This window comes from Pantoea sp. EEL5, assembly GCF_049892805.1.
In the GTDB taxonomy this organism is placed as follows: Bacteria; Pseudomonadota; Gammaproteobacteria; order Enterobacterales; family Enterobacteriaceae; genus Pantoea; species Pantoea ananatis.
Genome location: NZ_JBNDNJ010000001.1, coordinates 1,330,866 through 1,346,233 on the forward strand (window position 1 = coordinate 1,330,866; position 15,368 = coordinate 1,346,233).

A 15,368-nucleotide genomic window follows, 5' to 3' on the forward strand; every position below is an offset into this window, starting at 1 on the left:
GCCTTGTCATTCGCCGCATTCACGCCGCGGGTCGGCATGGCTGACAAAGCAAAAGACATAATTTGGCTTAATGCAACACGCTGACTAAACCGGTTTTAAACAGCCTGCTCGTTACGGCGGATTTACGCCACTTCTCGCGCGAAATAACTGCTGAGTTAATCGACAGTCGTGTAAAAATGTCGTAAAAAAAAGGTACAAACCTGTAAAAATGCAGTTCATAACTTAACCACCTACTCCCTAACTCACGCTAAACCGCGTAATCTCGTGCTGATCGCTGACCGGATAACCTTTCCGGCGAAGGTGGATAATTACGTGAAGCAAAACAGGATATTAAATGGCGCAGTCTGAAAAACAGTCTCTTCCTGCAGGCATGCTGGCGGCAGCGGGGATCGTATTTGGTGATATCGGCACCAGCCCGCTCTATACCTTAAAAGAGTGTCTGTCTATTCTTCCCTCTGGGGCGGTGACCGAAGAGGCGGTCATGGGGTTTCTTTCTCTGATATTCTGGGGACTGACGCTGATTGTGACGGTGAAATACGTCATCTTTATCATGCGTGCAGATCATGATGGCGAAGGCGGAATACTGACGTTGATGTCCCTGGCCCGGCAAAATGTCGGCGCGCGGCTCAGCCGCATCATCGTACTGGCAGGCCTCACAGGAGGAGCCTTCTTTTACGGTGACGGCATTATCACCCCGGCAATCTCGGTGCTTTCCGCCGTTGAGGGGATTGAAGTCGTGGCCCCGGCGCTGGATCGCTTTATTGTGCCGCTGGCCATGGTCATACTGGCGGTACTCTTTGTGATCCAGAAGCACGGCACCGAGCGCGTCAGCCGCGTTTTTGGCCCGATCATGCTGGTGTGGTTTATTACCCTGGCGATACTCGGTGTGCGCGGCATCGCCATGAATCCGCACGTTTTACATGCGCTCAATCCGGCCTTTGCCCTGACCTTTTTGCTTCATCATGAAGCCCTGTCATTTGCCGCGCTCGGCATGGTGGTGCTGGCCGTCACCGGTGCTGAAGCCCTGTATGCGGATATGGGACATCTGGGCAAAACCCCTATCAGGCTGGCCTGGTTGATCATTGCCCTGCCCGCTCTGGTGCTGAACTATTTTGGTCAGGGCGCCCTGGTGCTTGCCGAACCCAGCGCGGTGCAAAATCCGTTTTATATTCTCGCGCCCGTCTGGGCACAGATCCCGCTGATTGTCCTGTCAACCCTGGCCACGGTCATTGCTGCCCAGTCAATCATCAGCGGCGTTTACACGCTGACGCATCAGGCCATTCGCCAGGGGTTTCTGCCGCCGATGCGAGTGATCTTTACGTCTGCTACGGAATCAGGGCAAATCTACATCCCGGTCGTAAACTGGCTGCTGTTTGCCGCGGTAACTGTCGTCATCCTGGCTTTCCGCCAGTCCTCAGCGCTCTCATCCGCTTACGGTATTGTGGTGACGGGCACGATGGTGCTGACGGCCTGTCTGGCCGGTATTGTGGCGTTTAAAAACTGGAAGTGGCCATTGCCGGTGGCGTTGGTTTTTCTGCTCTGCATGCTGTTAATTGATGTGCCGCTGTTTGCCGCCAATCTGATGAAGCTCCTGTCTGGCGGCTGGGTGCCGGTGCTGCTGGCGATGACCATGCTGGTGCTGATGCTTATCTGGAGCAGTGAGCGTTCCCGGCTTATCCGCCGTCTCACTGACGATCCGGTGCGGCTGAAAGCGCTGATTAGCTCCCTGGAAGCCTCTCCGCCGATGCGGGTGGGGGGAACGGCTATCTTCCTGACGCGTAAAGAGTATGAAATTCCGCAGGCGCTGCTGCATAACCTGAAACATAACCGGGTACTGCATGAGCGCACTGTCTTACTGCATATCAAAACGGTCGATCTGCCCCGCGTACACAATCAGCAGCGCATTGCGTTGCGCCAGATGTCCCCGTCGTTCTGGCAGGTGACGGCCACCTATGGCTGGCATGAGCGTCCGTCGATGCAGGATGTCCTGCATCTTTGTGGGCTGGAAGGCTTTGGCTGTACGTTAAATGAAGCGTCGTTTTTTACCTCGCACGACACGCTGGTGATGAAAAAGCGCCGCGGTCTGGCCCATGCCAAAGGCGTTATCTTCCACTTCTTCCAGCGCAATGCACTACGCGCACATGAGCAGTTCAGAATCCCGGCTAACCGGGTGATCGAACTGGGCGGGCAAAAAGAGTTCTGATAAGGGCGTTTGCGGCAGAGCGCGTCACGGGCTCTGCCGTTTTCTTTTGTCAGGATGCCCGCGTGTTCCCCGCTCGCGTTCTGCACCCTTTCACCACCCGTCGTAACGGCCTTCTTCACGCGTCTCGTGGATCTCGTCAGGCTTTGCCAGGCAAAATGTATGCTCATACAGGCATAACGGGACAGCAGGCGCCGCTGTGGCGCAAGTACCGCCTGCCGCGTTATCCCGTCAATAGTGCCCGTTGAACTCAACGCTGACTTGCAGAACGGCCCTCATCAGCGCACCAAACGCAGGATGCTGAAGAAAAATCTGTAGGCTGCGGGATCCCGTCTGGTGTCTTTGACCTTAACCCGTCACAATACCAGCCGGGATCCCCTGTTTTACCTGTGCCACCAACGCTTCATCCCTGTCACCTCCCCAGAGGTTGCAGGATGAAAAAAGGAGCAAATCATGTCTGATGCGACATCGGCTCAGTGCCACTGTGGCGCTGTAGCGTTTAACGTAAAACTGCTGGATGGCCTGAACACGGCCCGGCGCTGTAACTGCTCTTTCTGCCGTATGCGCGGCGCGGTCGTGGTGTTTGCGCCCGTCTCGGGGCTTGAGGTGGTGAAAGGCAAAGAGACGCTAAGCGAGTACCGTTTTAATTCGGGTGAGGCAGTCCACTACTTCTGTTCCATTTGTGGCATCTACACGTTTCATCAAAGCCGGTCCAATCCTGAACAGTACGGCGTGAATGCCGCCTGTCTGACGGGCGTTTCGCCTTTCGATTTCGCCTCCGTGCCCGTCACCGATGGCAATAATCATCCCCGGGATGGCGGCAAAGGCGGCGTAGTCGGCCATCTTAACTATGTTGCAGTAAAACCCTGACATTGCAGTAAAACCCTGGCGCCGGGCACCAGAAGGCCATTAACCTCAGATCGCCTGGCGCACCCTTTCCAGCATCATCATTGCGTGGCTGAAAACCGCATCGGCGAGCGTCAGGGGATAATCATCGGGCAGGCTGTCCCGCACCTTAATAATCGCGGCAGGCAAGCCCGGAATAAAGGCCGCCAGTATCTGCCGCATCGCTGCCTGACTGAACCCCACGCTCCCCGCAAGGGCAAGAAAATGCGCGGGCCCAATCGCGTCAATGTGATGCTGTTTGCCCTCAGGGCCTGTCAGGCCCATCCCCAGCTGGAAATCTCGTCTGTCTGTTGTGCGCAGAGAAAGGCCCGGGCAGGCGGAAAGGAGATGCTTAAAAGGCGCGAGCCGGAAGCTGCCACCGCGAGCAATCAGCAGCGAGAGATGTTTAGCGTTGACGCGCGTGATGCCCGTCAGCCACTGAAATACCAGACAGCGCATCAGATCCTCACGGTCTTTCATGGCGGAGCTTGAGCCCATCAGCAAGGCCATGATGTCATCAATTCCCGGACCGCCCTGCTGCTCATCGCGGCCAGAGAGCGGCACGCCGAGCGCCTGACACACGTCTTCTTCAGGAAGATGATAAAGGTGTTGTCCGTCGTGACGCCAACGGCGATCGTATCTTTCTGTTCTCAATTTACGGATGCCGTTCTCATGAACTAACACGGCATCCGGCACCGGGATAGTCAGCTCCCGGGCCAGGGACAGACACAGATACGCATTATCGATATCGAACTGCTGTGCCTCATCTGCGGGGCTGACGACGCTGTGCGTTGCCTGGTCCGGCGCGACGGGCTGCCGCTTTGCCGGCAGCAGACTGAGCGCCCCGGGTAATGTGTGTCCCACTTTCTGCAATGTTGCAAACACCTCACAGGATTTTATCGGGTGAGTCGGGTAAAAATCCTTTTCGATCAACGTACTGGGAAAGAGAAGGTTTTCGAAAAAGTGCACGACTTTCTCAGAATGCATCGCGGCGCGCTGTAAGGGCAACGAAAGCGAGAGAGGTCTGGCAAGCGGATGCTGAAGCCAGTTGGCGTCATACTGGAAATGCAGCGCGCCGTTGTGATGCAGCGTCAGCGTTCCCGTACGCTCGCCGTTTATCCAGGCAATGAGCTTTGCCATTACCAGGCATCCTCAGCCGGGGCTGAGGATGCGCTGTTTTCATGAAGCGACAGAGCAAGATCGAGCGCCTGTAAGATTTTGAACAACGTTGCCAGTGAGGTTGTATCCGGGGCATTTTCGAAGTGAGACAGGGTTGCCTGTTTCAGGCCCACTTTTTTCGCCAGTTCGACCTGGGTCCAGCCGTTTTGCTGCCGCAGTAGCCTGACCTGATTTGCCAACTGGCGGGGACTGTAAATCATGCGGTATGCTCCCTGATAAGTGAGGATTTATCCCCGTTAGAGGATATTATCAGACTTGCTGCTCTTTCGCCTGATAACTTAATTATCCCCGATAGCGGATATTTTGGAGGTACAATGACCAAATGTAACTTTCCTCTGGCCGTCACGCGGTCTTACACCGAGAACGATAAGCAGGATTTACTGGTCGGGCTGCGCGCCTATAACAACGCGTTCATCGATACTTCGACATGGGGGCCGCTGGCGGTATTTTGTCGTGATCCGCAGGGAAAATTGCTAGGCGGACTGATTGGTAGCCAAAAAGGACACTGGCTTTGTATTGAGTTTCTCTGGGTGAGTGAATCCGTGCGCGGTTCAGGCCTTGGCCAGCAGCTGGTTCATGCAGCCGAACAGGATGCTGTCACGGCGGGTTGCCAAAGTGCTCTGGTGGATACCTTTAGTTTCCAGGCGCTGCCCTTCTACCAGAAGCAGGGTTATGCCCGACAGATGTCGTTAACGGATTTCCCTCAACCGGGCATGCAACGTCATTATCTGACGAAAGCGTTAAGCGCAGCGCGCTGATCTTCACGCTGCAAAAACGCAAGGGTTGCCCCTGTCCATCTCTCAATGGACAGGGTTAAGGCATCAGATGATATTGACCTTGCAGTCGCTTAACATGCGCCAGTGGCAAGGCAGAACACGCGTTTCGCCTCTTACCGTTACCGTGCTGACGCCATGAATATCGCGACAGGACGACCCGACCTGGAGCTCAAACTCGCCCGGCTCAACAATGCGCTTGCCATCGCGACGGGTAAAGTTGAGCATATCGACGGGGAGCGTAAAGCACAGCTCAGCCGTTTCACCCGGTTGTAACGTGACGCGCTGAAAAGCTTTGAGCTCCTGAAGCGGGCGCACCATGCTGGCGACCTTGTCCCGGATATAAAGCTGAACCACTTCACTGCCCTGCCGTTGGCCGCTATTGGTTAGCGTCATTCTGAGGCGGATTTCGCCGTCAATAGCGACGCTGTCCTGCTCGGACTGGAGCGTCCCCCAACTAAACGTTGTCCCGCTCAGACCGTAGCCAAACGGATAGCGTGCGCCAAAATGGAAGGCGATTGGCGTGCCGCCGCTTTTCAGTTTGTGGTTGTAATAGAACGGCATCGCACCGACGTTCTTCGGAACGCTCACCACCAGGCGGCCCTGCGGCTCTGCGCGGCCGGTGAGGATATCCGCTATCGCCCAGCCGCCCTCCTGTCCCGGTGCCCAGGCCAGCAGAAAGGCGGCGACCTTGTTCTCCAGGCCCTGCAGGTTATAAGGTCGCCCACCGGTCATGACCACGATCACCGGTTTTCCGGTGTCCACAAGGGCCTCCAGCAATAACTGCTGCACGCCTGGCAGATTCAGGCTGTCGGTATCAGAACCTTCGCCCACGGTGCCGCTCTGGAACAGGCCCGCCAGATCGCCTACGCAGGCAACAACGACATCGCTTTCTTGTGCCACGCGAACCGCCTCCGCAATCAGATGCGTATCCTGTGAAACAGGCGACTGCTGCACAGGTTTCGCCCCGCTGTCTCCGGGGAAAACGGGAGCGCCTGCCGTGCGTTTCTCAATAATATGGCAGCCTTTGGCATAGCTGACGTTTTGCTGCCCCAGCGTATGGCGCAGCGCGGCGAGCGGCGTCGTTACCTGCGAGGTTTCCTCCAGCATATCGCTAATGATCAGGTGAACAGGAAAACTGTAGCCACTCAGTAGCGCGAGTGGATCGTCTGCACAGGGGCCCACAACCGCAACGCGACTGGCTTGTTGCAGCGGCAGAATGCCGTTGTTTTCCAGTAGCGTGATCGACCGCGTGGCAACCTCCCGGGCGACCTGACGGGTTTCCTCGTCCTGCAGTGAAATCGTCTCTTCATTAATGTAGGGCTGCTCGAACAGGCCCAGACGAAACTTTTCGGTTAAGATGCGGCCAACAATTTCATCCACCTTCTCCATCGACAGCAGATTACGTGATACGGCGTCCGCCAGATGGCGAGCGCAGTCATCTTTGGGCAGTTCGACGTCCAGCCCGGCGTTAAAAGCCAGCGCGGCAGATTCTGCCGCATCCTGCGCCACGCCATGATGCTGATGAAGCAGGCTGACGCCGCCGTAGTCAGCGACGACAATGCCGTCGAATCCCCACTGCTCCCGCAAGACCTCCGTCAGTAAAAAACGATCGCTGTGGCCGGGTTGATTATCGATGTCATGGTATGCCGGCATGACTGAACCCGCATTCGCCAGCTTGACCGCCATTTCAAACGGCAGTAAGAAGATATCGTTTAACTCGCTGAAACCCAGGTGTACCGGCGCGTGATTACGGGCGCCCTCACTGAATGAGTGGCCAACGTAGTGCTTCAGCGTGGCTAACAGATCGCGCGTGTCGCCCTGCAGGCCCTCGACGTAGGCGGTGGCCATGACGCCCACCAGCCAGGGATCTTCCCCGAAGGTTTCTTCCGTCCGGCCCCAGCGGACATCGCGGGACACATCCAGTACTGGCGCCAGCCCCTGCTTACAGCCAACAGAACGCGCCTCTGTGCCAATGCGCTGTGCCGCCCGCCTGATGAGTTCAGGATCCCAGGTCGATCCATAGTTGAGCGATGAGGGAAACAACGTAGCGCCTTTGCAGAGCAAACCGACCAGGCACTCTTCATGCAGCAGCGCCGGGATGCCCAGGCGTGAGCCTTCAGTCACGTCGCGCTGTAGGCGATTCGCCGCCCGAACGCCAGTCAGCGCGTCAACGATATGCGTTCCCAGCGGACGGGTAATCTGACCTATACCGCGGGTTAATCTTTCTTTCAGTGCTGTCTGGGCACTGACGCCAGTAAACTCATCGCTTAAATCTGTGCGTTCCTGGTGATTGCCCTCTTCATCCAGAATGAGCCAGTAAGCATGCATCTGCGCGAACTTTTCTTCCGCCGTCATGCGCGGCAGCAGATCCGCGACGCGTTCAGCGACCGGACGATGAGGATCCTTATAGATTGCAGTCATGTTTCACTCCTTTATGCAGATTTCAGATAGTCTTGCTGGCGTCCATTTTCTCTTCAGCGGCGCGCTTCGCGGCCAGCTCAAGGGCGATAGCATTCACCCGCGCGCTGTTCAGTTTGTAGAGAAAAAGCAGCAGCAACATGCAGGTAAACAGAACGCCGGGAATAATGTTGTGCATCAGGTTGATGGTGATGATGACGCGAGGTGTTTGTGCGGCCACGCCGGGCTGGTAATGAACCAGTCCCAGAATCCAGCCCACGACAGCCCCGCCCATGGCAAGGCCAAATTTGATGGCAAACAGCGCCGTTGAAAATACGAGGCCGTCCAGTCGTCTTCCGCTGCGCTGCTCTTCAAAGTCCACCACATCCGAGAACATGTTCCATTGAATGGGCGTGGTCAGGTTCTGAACAAAACCAAAAACAATATTCACGGCAATGATCAGCCAGACCTGAGAAGGCGGAATAAAATAAATCGTGGTGACAAAAAAAACAAAACTGGCAAGGCAAATCTGATAAGTGCGCACGCGATCAAATTTTCCCAATAACCGCTCTGAAAAAAAGGCCCCGCACAATGCCGCTATCATGCCGGTAATTATAAAAGTGAATACGAGGTCAGGACGCAATAAAACGTAGTTCATGTAATAAATGGTGGAGGAGCCACGGGTTACCACCGCCGTGAGCAGCAGGATGTTAAAAATAACAATGATGCACCACTGGCTGTTTTTACTCAGCGCCTTGAGGTCGGACCACATCGAGTTTGCGCTGTCACTGCGGGGTAAATAACGTTCCCGGGTCATAAAGAAGCAGCAGTAGATTAAAACCACCCCTAAGAACCCCATGAAGCCCATGGCAAAAAGGTAGCCTTTTGCCTTGTCACCCTGACCTAACAGATCCACCAGCGGCAGCCCGATGACGGTCACCACCAGCCCGCCGATAAACGCGCAGGCAAACCGCCAGGATTGCAAAGAATGGCGTTCGCGAGGATCGAGCGTCAGTGCACCGGGCATGGCGCAGTAAGGGACGTTTACCGCAGAGTAAATAAAGCTGAGAATCGTGTAAGTGACACAGGCATAGACGATCTTCGCCGTGGGGCCGACATCCGGAACATAAAAGGTAATGAGACAACTGACGCCAAACGGAATCGCAAACCACATCAGCCAGGGCCGAAAACGACCGTGCTTGGTTCGGGTGCGATCGACCAGCGCGCCGATACAGGGATCGACAAAGGCATCGGCCAGACGAACCACCAAAAACATCGTCCCCATAATGGCGGCCGGTAACCCAAACACATCTGTGTAAAAGTAGGCGAGGAACAAGGTGGCGGTTTGCCACACCATTGAACTGGCGGCATCACCGATGCCGTAACCCATTTTATCTTTTGTCGTGAGCACAGAGGATACAGAGGATATAGTCATTGTTATGAGCCTTATAATTAGGTGAAAAACCTGTTCAGTCAGCTTTCCACGCGCTGCCTGTACAGGCAGGCCAGGCTCAAGTATTAGTAGTCTGGAGGAGTAGCAACAATTCCAGAAATTAACAGCCAATTTATGATATTTAGTTTTTTTGCGGGTTTGTGATGCAGTGCATATTGATAACTTATCGATCAATACATTTTTGACGAAATATTTTTGACACCAGGTGGGGTTACTTTGTTATAAGCCTGTAATGTTCTCATATAAAATCGCTATGACATGGCGAATATGCACGCTTGAAATAGTACAGCCTTGTTACTATTTGTATTGTTTTCTGTTGCGTTATGGCAAATAATATCTCTTCAGGGAGAATTTTACCGCCCGAGATGCGTTATCCTGCCCACTGAACGACTGAGCAGCCCTATTTTCAGATGAATAAAATGTTATTTAGCTGAACGTCAGAGTGAAAAGTTAGTAAAATCAGTACAGGATAGCCGTGAGGGCTGCAGTAACTTTTAGAGGAAATGGAATGCTTGAACTGTTTGACGTCAGTTATGAAGAGCTGCAAACCACACGTTCAGAAGAACTTTATAAGCTCAGAAAAAAAACTTTTAGCGACCGCCTGGGATGGGAAGTCGTGTGCAGTCAGGGCATGGAGTCAGATGAGTTTGATGGCCCAGGAACGCGTTATATTCTGGGTATCTGCGAAGGGCAGTTAGTATGCAGTGTCCGCTTTACCTGTCTGGATCGCCCCAATATGATTACCCACACCTTTCGTCACTGTTTTGACGACGTTCCCCTGCCCGCTTACGGCACCGAGTCCAGCCGTTTTTTTGTTGATAAAGCCCGCGCGCGCGAACTGCTGGGTGAGCACTATCCTGTCAGCCAGGTACTGTTTTTGGCTATGGTTAACTGGGCGCAGAACAATGCTTATACGCATATCTACACGATAGTCAGCCGGGCAATGCTGAAAATACTGAAACGGTCCGGATGGCAAATCAGCGTGGTCAAAGAAGCTTTTCTGACGGAAAAAGAGCGTATTTATCTGCTGACGCTGCCAGCCGGGGAAGCCGATAAACAGCAGTTGGGTGGGGATATTGTTGCACGTACGGGCTGCGCGCCCGTCGCCGTAACTACCTGGCCGCTGACGCTGCCGGTCTGATAAGATCTAACTCAACACCCAGTCTGATAGCCTGTCGGGCGTTACTGACGCCCAGTTTAACCACCACATTTTTGATGTGAAATTTTACAGTGCTGACAGAAATACCGGTAATGGCGGCAATCTCAGAGTAGGTTTTCCCCATACTCGCCCAGTACAACACTTCATTCTCACGCGAAGAAAAGATGGTTTTATCGGCGTTTTGATTCACCGTCGGTGCTCTTTCCGCTTCTGCGCCAGCCAGTCGATACATCTGCTCATTAAAATCGATCAGCAACATCTGCATCGTGCCCTGCTCTGAGGCAAGACGCTGTTCCAGTGCGGCCTGGTCGTTGCCTTTAATGATGACCGATAGCAACGCCAGGTTGTTCATATGGTCGTGGAGCACGTAGGTAAAGCCATTAACGATGTTGTATTGCTTCGATAATGAGAAAATTTTAGTAAACCGGAGATCGGACATCAAAGTGATGTTCTCGTCCCAGGCAAAGGGTGAGGTGCGTTTAAAGGCGGTAAGGATAACCGGATCGGTTAACTGAAAATTATTGGCGCGGTATAACCTAACCCATTCGTCAGGATAACTGGAAATAATCAGAACATTTGAAGGATTTTTTTTGCTCACAACAGTGTAAGCGTACTCAGGACTGCCAAACGAAGATAACTTTCTCTGTATGTAAGTCTGAAGCGTATCCGTTATTGTTTGATTTTCAAGAAAAAAAGAAAACATTCAGGCTCCATGCTGCTTCTTTTACTTAACGATGACATAACCTGCACTTTAGTACAGGTAAGATAATACTTAAGAATAACTTACAATGATTCAGCCAGAGGTTACAATGGGTTCAGTTGTTTAGCGGTAAAAAAAAACCTGACCTGCAAGGCCAGGTCGCTGAAACAGCCAACACCAGGGAAAAACTTTCCGGCCAGACTTCACAAACTATAAAGTGATGCTGGCCGGGACACTCAGAGTAACATCCCAGAAACATTTGTACAAACATTTACCTTCGCTTTCCCACACCTGATTGTCCTCCTTTATCATATGCAATGATCTCCCCTCTTCTTTCATGCCATAAGCGCCTTTTATTCAATGCGTTAGCCTTCACCTGTGCGTGTCGCCAGGAAAGAGGATGCGCTCTTTTTGGCCTGATGGCGCTCCCCCTTAAGGAAAAATCAACATATTCTGCTACTTCCGCTGCGCTTATCTGCAATATCGTCGGCAAACCCTCGCCATAAAGCCTGTTTTCATCTGCCAGTACGGATTAAATAAGCATTTGAATGTGACAAATATCACATCTGTGCCAGGCTTAAACTCTCTGACCACCCTGTTCAAGGAGTTCACTATGACGACGTCAAATAACCACATTCAAGACCCGGATCGCTTTCCGAAGCCGCCGTTCAGGCAGCAGCCGCAGCAGGCACCCGGATTAGCCAGTGAAATGGATCCTGCTCCCGATCATGGTGAAAAAAGCTATCGTGGACATGGTCGCCTTACCGGCCGTAAAGCGCTGATCACCGGCGGCGACTCGGGTATTGGCCGTGCGGTTGCAATCGCCTATGCGCGTGAAGGTGCAGATGTGGCCATTAACTATCTGCCGGAAGAAGAGTCCGATGCGGTTGAAGTGATTAAACTGATTGAAGCCGAAGGGCGCAAAGCTGTGGCCATCCCCGGCGATCTGCGTTCTGAAACCTTTTGCCAGACGCTGGTTAACGAAGCGGCCGAGAAGCTGGGCGGGCTGGATATTCTTGTCAATAACGCCGGACGTCAGCAGTTTAATGAATCCATCCGTACGCTGAGCACAGAAGATTTCGATGCCACCTTTAAAACCAATGTCTATGCGCCATTCTGGGTAACGAAAGCCGCGCTGGCGTATTTGCCGCGCGGGGCCTGTATCATTAACACCTCTTCCGTGCAGGCCTTTAAACCCAGCGATATCCTGCTGGACTACGCGCAGACTAAAGCCTGCAACGTCGCCTTTACCAAAGCGCTGGCTAAACAGCTCGGCCCGGAAGGGATTCGCGTGAACGCGGTCGCACCGGGTCCGTACTGGACGCCACTGCAGCCGAGCGGCGGTCAGCCGCAGGAGAAAGTGGAACAGTTTGGCGCAGACGCGCCGCTGGGCCGCCCCGGCCAACCCGTAGAGATCGCCCCACTCTACGTCACCCTTGCGTCGGACGAGTGCAGCTTTGCCTCCGGGCAGGTATGGTGCTCTGACGGGGGAACCGGAACCTTGTAAGCGTTTTTTAATACGCCATGGCCGCACTGCGCGGCCATTTTTTTGCCTGCTTTTCGGCATTACTGTAACGCGTCGAGAATCGCCACGGCCGCCTTAATGCGTTCCGGATTGGGATAGTTTTTATTCGCCAGCATAACGATGCCGCTGTTGAGCTGAGGAACAAAGGCAATGTATGCCCCAAACCCGTTTGTGGAGCCGGTTTTGTGGATCCAGCTGGCGCGGTCCGCGGCTTTTACCGGGTTCACCAGCGTGGCAGGCTGAGCCTCCAGCGCGGTTTTCGTGTCGCTGGCGTCGATGAGCGTTTGCTCCTTCACCGGCCATGGATAGATTTCCCATCCCAGCCCCTGAGAAAGTTGACCTGCCGTTAAATAGTGCGACTGTGCGGTGAGTATGCCGTTGCGTAAGACCGTATTGCCGGACGATAACCCGTTGGGATTCGCATTGGCCTGCATAAAGGTCATCATGTCGCGCGCGGTGGACTTCACTCCATAGGTTTCTGCCGACAGCATTCCGGGAGAGACGCGCACGGGCTGACCGTCTTTATAGCCCCACGCATAGTCGAACATCATGGACGCGGGAACGGTATAAAAAGTGCGCGTGAGCCGCAACGGTGTAAAGACGTTCTTCTGCATGGCTTCTTCAAACTCGCCCTTTACCATGAGATAACCCAGCAGGCCGAGGCTGACATTGGAATATTGCCGCTGAATGCCCGGCGCGACACCGGGCTGCCACTGCTGCGCGTAACGGAGTAAGGAATCCTGATCGACCACGCTGGCAGGAAGCTGTAACGGCATGCCACCTGCGCTGTAGGTGGCGAGGTGCACCATCCTGATCGCCTGCCACTGCGGGCCTTTTAGCGCGGGCCAGTACTTTTGTACCGGATCGTTCAGGCGAAGTTCGCTGTTACGTATCATCACGCCAGCCAGTACGCCGGTAAAGGTTTTGCTGACGGAACCAAGTTCGAACAGCGTATTTTCCGTCACCCGTCGATCGGTTGCGGTATCCGCTACGCCAAAGTTCAGGTACTGCGGGCGGCCTTTATACAGGACCGCGACAGACATGTCAGGAATCCCCTGCTCCGCCATTAATGGCGTAATCACGTCCTTAACCCGCGAGGCAATCTCCTGTGAGGATAAATCCGTCGCGCTGCTGCTGGCGCTAAGGGCGACGAGTAATGCAGTAAAATATATTTTCATCAGCACTCATTCAGGTGACAGTTCATCAGTTTGCGCGTAAGACTTCGCCCAATCGGGCGGAGATATAAGCGCGCGACCATGATCGCGACATTAACGCGGCCCGTAATAGAAAAGCTGCCGGGCAGGCAGTGTTAGCTCACGGAGAGCCTGTAAATTCCAAATCGCTTAACGCCGTTCAGGTTCGGCTCGGTGAAGTGGGAATCCTCGCCCAGGGCGGGGAGCCGTCAATGACACTGAGCAGCGCATGATTGCACGCAAAGCTGCGCCTGGGTACTACAGGCACCGGAATTACGCGTATTACAATGAGATTGCTCAACATAACAGCGAGTCTGACAGCTGGAGAGATCACATTTTGCGGCGATGGGCATCAGTTGAGGAAGCGGCGCGCGCACCGGAAAGCTGTGTGCGGGTTGTGCCAGTGCGCTGCTGGCCATCAGGCAGGACAGCAGCAAAGCAAAAAGACATTTCATAACCGATCTCCAGAGATACGCGTCAGTTAAGTATGGTAACTCTGACGCGTAACGTCTGATAAATCTTGTTAAATTGAGAGCGCGGGCGGATGTTCAACACATTCCACAACGCCGCGACGATAAATATCGTTAAGTCGGACGCCGTACTGACGCGGATCATGCTGCTGTTTAATGCGTAAAATTGACCCTTCTCCCTTTTCCGTCAGGCAGGCCGGGTGTGCCAGAATGTCCAGCAGGGTCGATTTTATGCCGTCGATCAGCGCCCGGCGCAGGCGATCTTTATCGGCTTCGCTGTTGACCTGATATTCACGATCGTCATTCAGCTCGCCGCCGATCGTCCAGCCTGCACTGGCCGGGTTGATTTCCGGCAGAGCACGCACATTACTGGTTAACACCGGACAGCCGCTCGCCTGCATCTCCAGCACGGAAAACCCGTAGGTTTCCTGCCAGGTCGGTAACAAACCGAGGTCACTGTTCTGGAACAGTTTCAGGAGTGCCGAGTTTGCCATCTGCGCATGATGGGTGACGAAGCTCAGGCGGGAGATACGATCCTGGATATTTCGGTAAAAAGTCTCGTCGTCCTGGAATTTACGGTGTGCCACGTTATGACGCTTAGTCAAGTCGCCGATAAGCTGCACGTCAAGCTGGGATGCATCGATCTGACCCGCTTCGACAAGCTCACTCAGCGCCAGCACAATTTCGGCCCCGCCCTTGCGATAAAACTCATTGCCGACAAAGACCAGACGGATTTTGTCGCTGTGACGTGCGCTTTTCTGCGGGGTAAACAGCGTTTGTGGCGGATGCATCACCAGCGTTTTAGCCCGAATTTTTGCCGCCACATCCGGTTTAAACAGCTTCATCTGGATGTGCAGCGTCGCCTCTGAAATAGCAATCAGACCGAAACAGTTATCTTTCAGCAAATAAGGGATCAGCTGTTTCAGCTCTGGATTGTCGTGTTTGGCCACGCCTGCTACCGGCAGAACGCGCGGCAGCTCGGTTTCAAACGTCGCGACCCAGTTCATTTGCGTTATTGCCACTTCATTGAACAGATGGAGAATGTCGGGCTTCTGCCCCATTGCAAACGGGACAGGTAAGAAGACGAAACGTTTATTTTTTTTCAGTAAACGCGTACGCAGCGGATTGAGGAAATAGAAAACGTTACGTTTTTTCAGGTTAATGTAGTCGTTTTCCGGATTGACCAAAATATTGCGCTGCTCCGGATAGTGATTATTACTTATGCCGATTTTCATGAAGGGTTCCGAAGTCGTAGTGAGTGCGAACGTGATCTATATCACGCTGAATATGAAACAGATCATAGGTAACATCTTAAAAACATGTGATTACTGTGGTTTACAGATTTCTCTGCACCCGACAGGTGCAGCCTGTTGCACAGCGACCGTGCATCTGCGCCATTTTCACCCTTCATGCCCCCATTCAGACGCGCAC

12 protein-coding genes are annotated in these 15,368 nt (G+C 53.7%); 5 read left to right on the forward strand and 7 right to left on the reverse strand.

Features of this window, described 5'->3' with window-relative positions:
* The first annotated feature begins 334 nt into the window (after positions 1-334).
* Positions 335-2,203 carry a low affinity potassium transporter Kup gene (kup, locus tag ACPXSQ_RS06390; protein WP_013025825.1) on the forward strand — a complete coding sequence of 623 codons (1,869 nt, stop codon included), beginning with the start codon at positions 335-337 and terminating at the stop codon, positions 2,201-2,203.
* 450 nt (positions 2,204-2,653) lie between these two features.
* Positions 2,654-3,070, forward strand: coding sequence for a GFA family protein (locus ACPXSQ_RS06395; RefSeq protein ID WP_014605803.1), 417 nt, complete (start codon positions 2,654-2,656; stop codon positions 3,068-3,070).
* A 45-nt stretch (positions 3,071-3,115) separates the two neighbouring features.
* Here ACPXSQ_RS06395 and ACPXSQ_RS06400 read toward each other — a convergent pair whose 3' ends face one another.
* Together ACPXSQ_RS06400 and hipB are read right to left on the reverse strand one after the other, a co-directional pair.
* A complete protein-coding gene (locus tag ACPXSQ_RS06400; protein ID WP_426143163.1) occupies positions 3,116-4,225 on the reverse strand; it encodes a HipA domain-containing protein in 1,110 nt (369 codons plus the stop codon).
* Complete coding sequence (gene hipB / locus ACPXSQ_RS06405) at positions 4,225-4,464, reverse strand: type II toxin-antitoxin system antitoxin HipB (RefSeq protein WP_013025828.1); 240 nt, start codon at positions 4,462-4,464, stop codon at positions 4,225-4,227. The genes ACPXSQ_RS06400 and hipB overlap by 1 nt, the downstream gene beginning before the upstream one ends.
* Positions 4,465-4,578: 114 nt before the next feature.
* On the opposite strand from hipB, the gene ACPXSQ_RS06410 reads away from it, so the two are divergent.
* Complete coding sequence (locus ACPXSQ_RS06410; protein WP_072138782.1) at positions 4,579-5,022, forward strand: GNAT family N-acetyltransferase; 444 nt, start codon at positions 4,579-4,581, stop codon at positions 5,020-5,022.
* 63 nt (positions 5,023-5,085) lie between these two features.
* Here the strand turns inward: ACPXSQ_RS06410 and ACPXSQ_RS06415 are convergent, their stop codons facing one another.
* Positions 5,086-7,461 (reverse strand): glycoside hydrolase family 3 N-terminal domain-containing protein, encoded by a 2,376-nt coding sequence (locus ACPXSQ_RS06415; RefSeq protein WP_426143166.1) that lies wholly within the window; start codon positions 7,459-7,461, stop codon positions 5,086-5,088.
* A 22-nt stretch (positions 7,462-7,483) separates the two neighbouring features.
* Complete coding sequence (locus ACPXSQ_RS06420) at positions 7,484-8,872, reverse strand: MFS transporter (protein WP_426143168.1); 1,389 nt, start codon at positions 8,870-8,872, stop codon at positions 7,484-7,486.
* 526 nt (positions 8,873-9,398) lie between these two features.
* Between ACPXSQ_RS06420 and ACPXSQ_RS06425 the strand changes: the two genes are divergently transcribed.
* Positions 9,399-10,031, forward strand: a complete 633-nt coding sequence (locus ACPXSQ_RS06425) for an acyl-homoserine-lactone synthase (RefSeq protein WP_014593759.1) — start codon at positions 9,399-9,401, stop codon at positions 10,029-10,031.
* Here ACPXSQ_RS06425 and ACPXSQ_RS06430 read toward each other — a convergent pair.
* On the reverse strand, positions 10,003-10,752 hold the full coding sequence (locus ACPXSQ_RS06430; RefSeq protein ID WP_013025833.1) for a helix-turn-helix transcriptional regulator: 750 nt from the start codon (positions 10,750-10,752) through the stop codon (positions 10,003-10,005). The genes ACPXSQ_RS06425 and ACPXSQ_RS06430 overlap by 29 nt on opposite strands.
* Before the next feature lie 610 nt (positions 10,753-11,362).
* On the opposite strand from ACPXSQ_RS06430, the gene ACPXSQ_RS06435 reads away from it, so the two are divergent.
* Positions 11,363-12,256, forward strand: coding sequence for an SDR family oxidoreductase (locus tag ACPXSQ_RS06435; RefSeq protein WP_014593760.1), 894 nt, complete (start codon positions 11,363-11,365; stop codon positions 12,254-12,256).
* Between the two features lie 59 nt (positions 12,257-12,315).
* On the opposite strand, the gene ampC is transcribed toward ACPXSQ_RS06435, so the two are convergent.
* Both ampC and ACPXSQ_RS06445 read right to left on the reverse strand, forming a co-directional pair.
* The gene (ampC, locus tag ACPXSQ_RS06440; RefSeq protein ID WP_426143172.1) at positions 12,316-13,458 is read right to left on the reverse strand and encodes a class C beta-lactamase; all 1,143 of its coding nucleotides are present in this window, start codon (positions 13,456-13,458) and stop codon (positions 12,316-12,318) included.
* A gap of 532 nt (positions 13,459-13,990) precedes the next feature.
* The gene (locus ACPXSQ_RS06445; RefSeq protein ID WP_024471969.1) at positions 13,991-15,172 is read right to left on the reverse strand and encodes a glycosyltransferase; all 1,182 of its coding nucleotides are present in this window, start codon (positions 15,170-15,172) and stop codon (positions 13,991-13,993) included.
* Between the last annotated feature and the right edge of the window lie 196 nt (positions 15,173-15,368).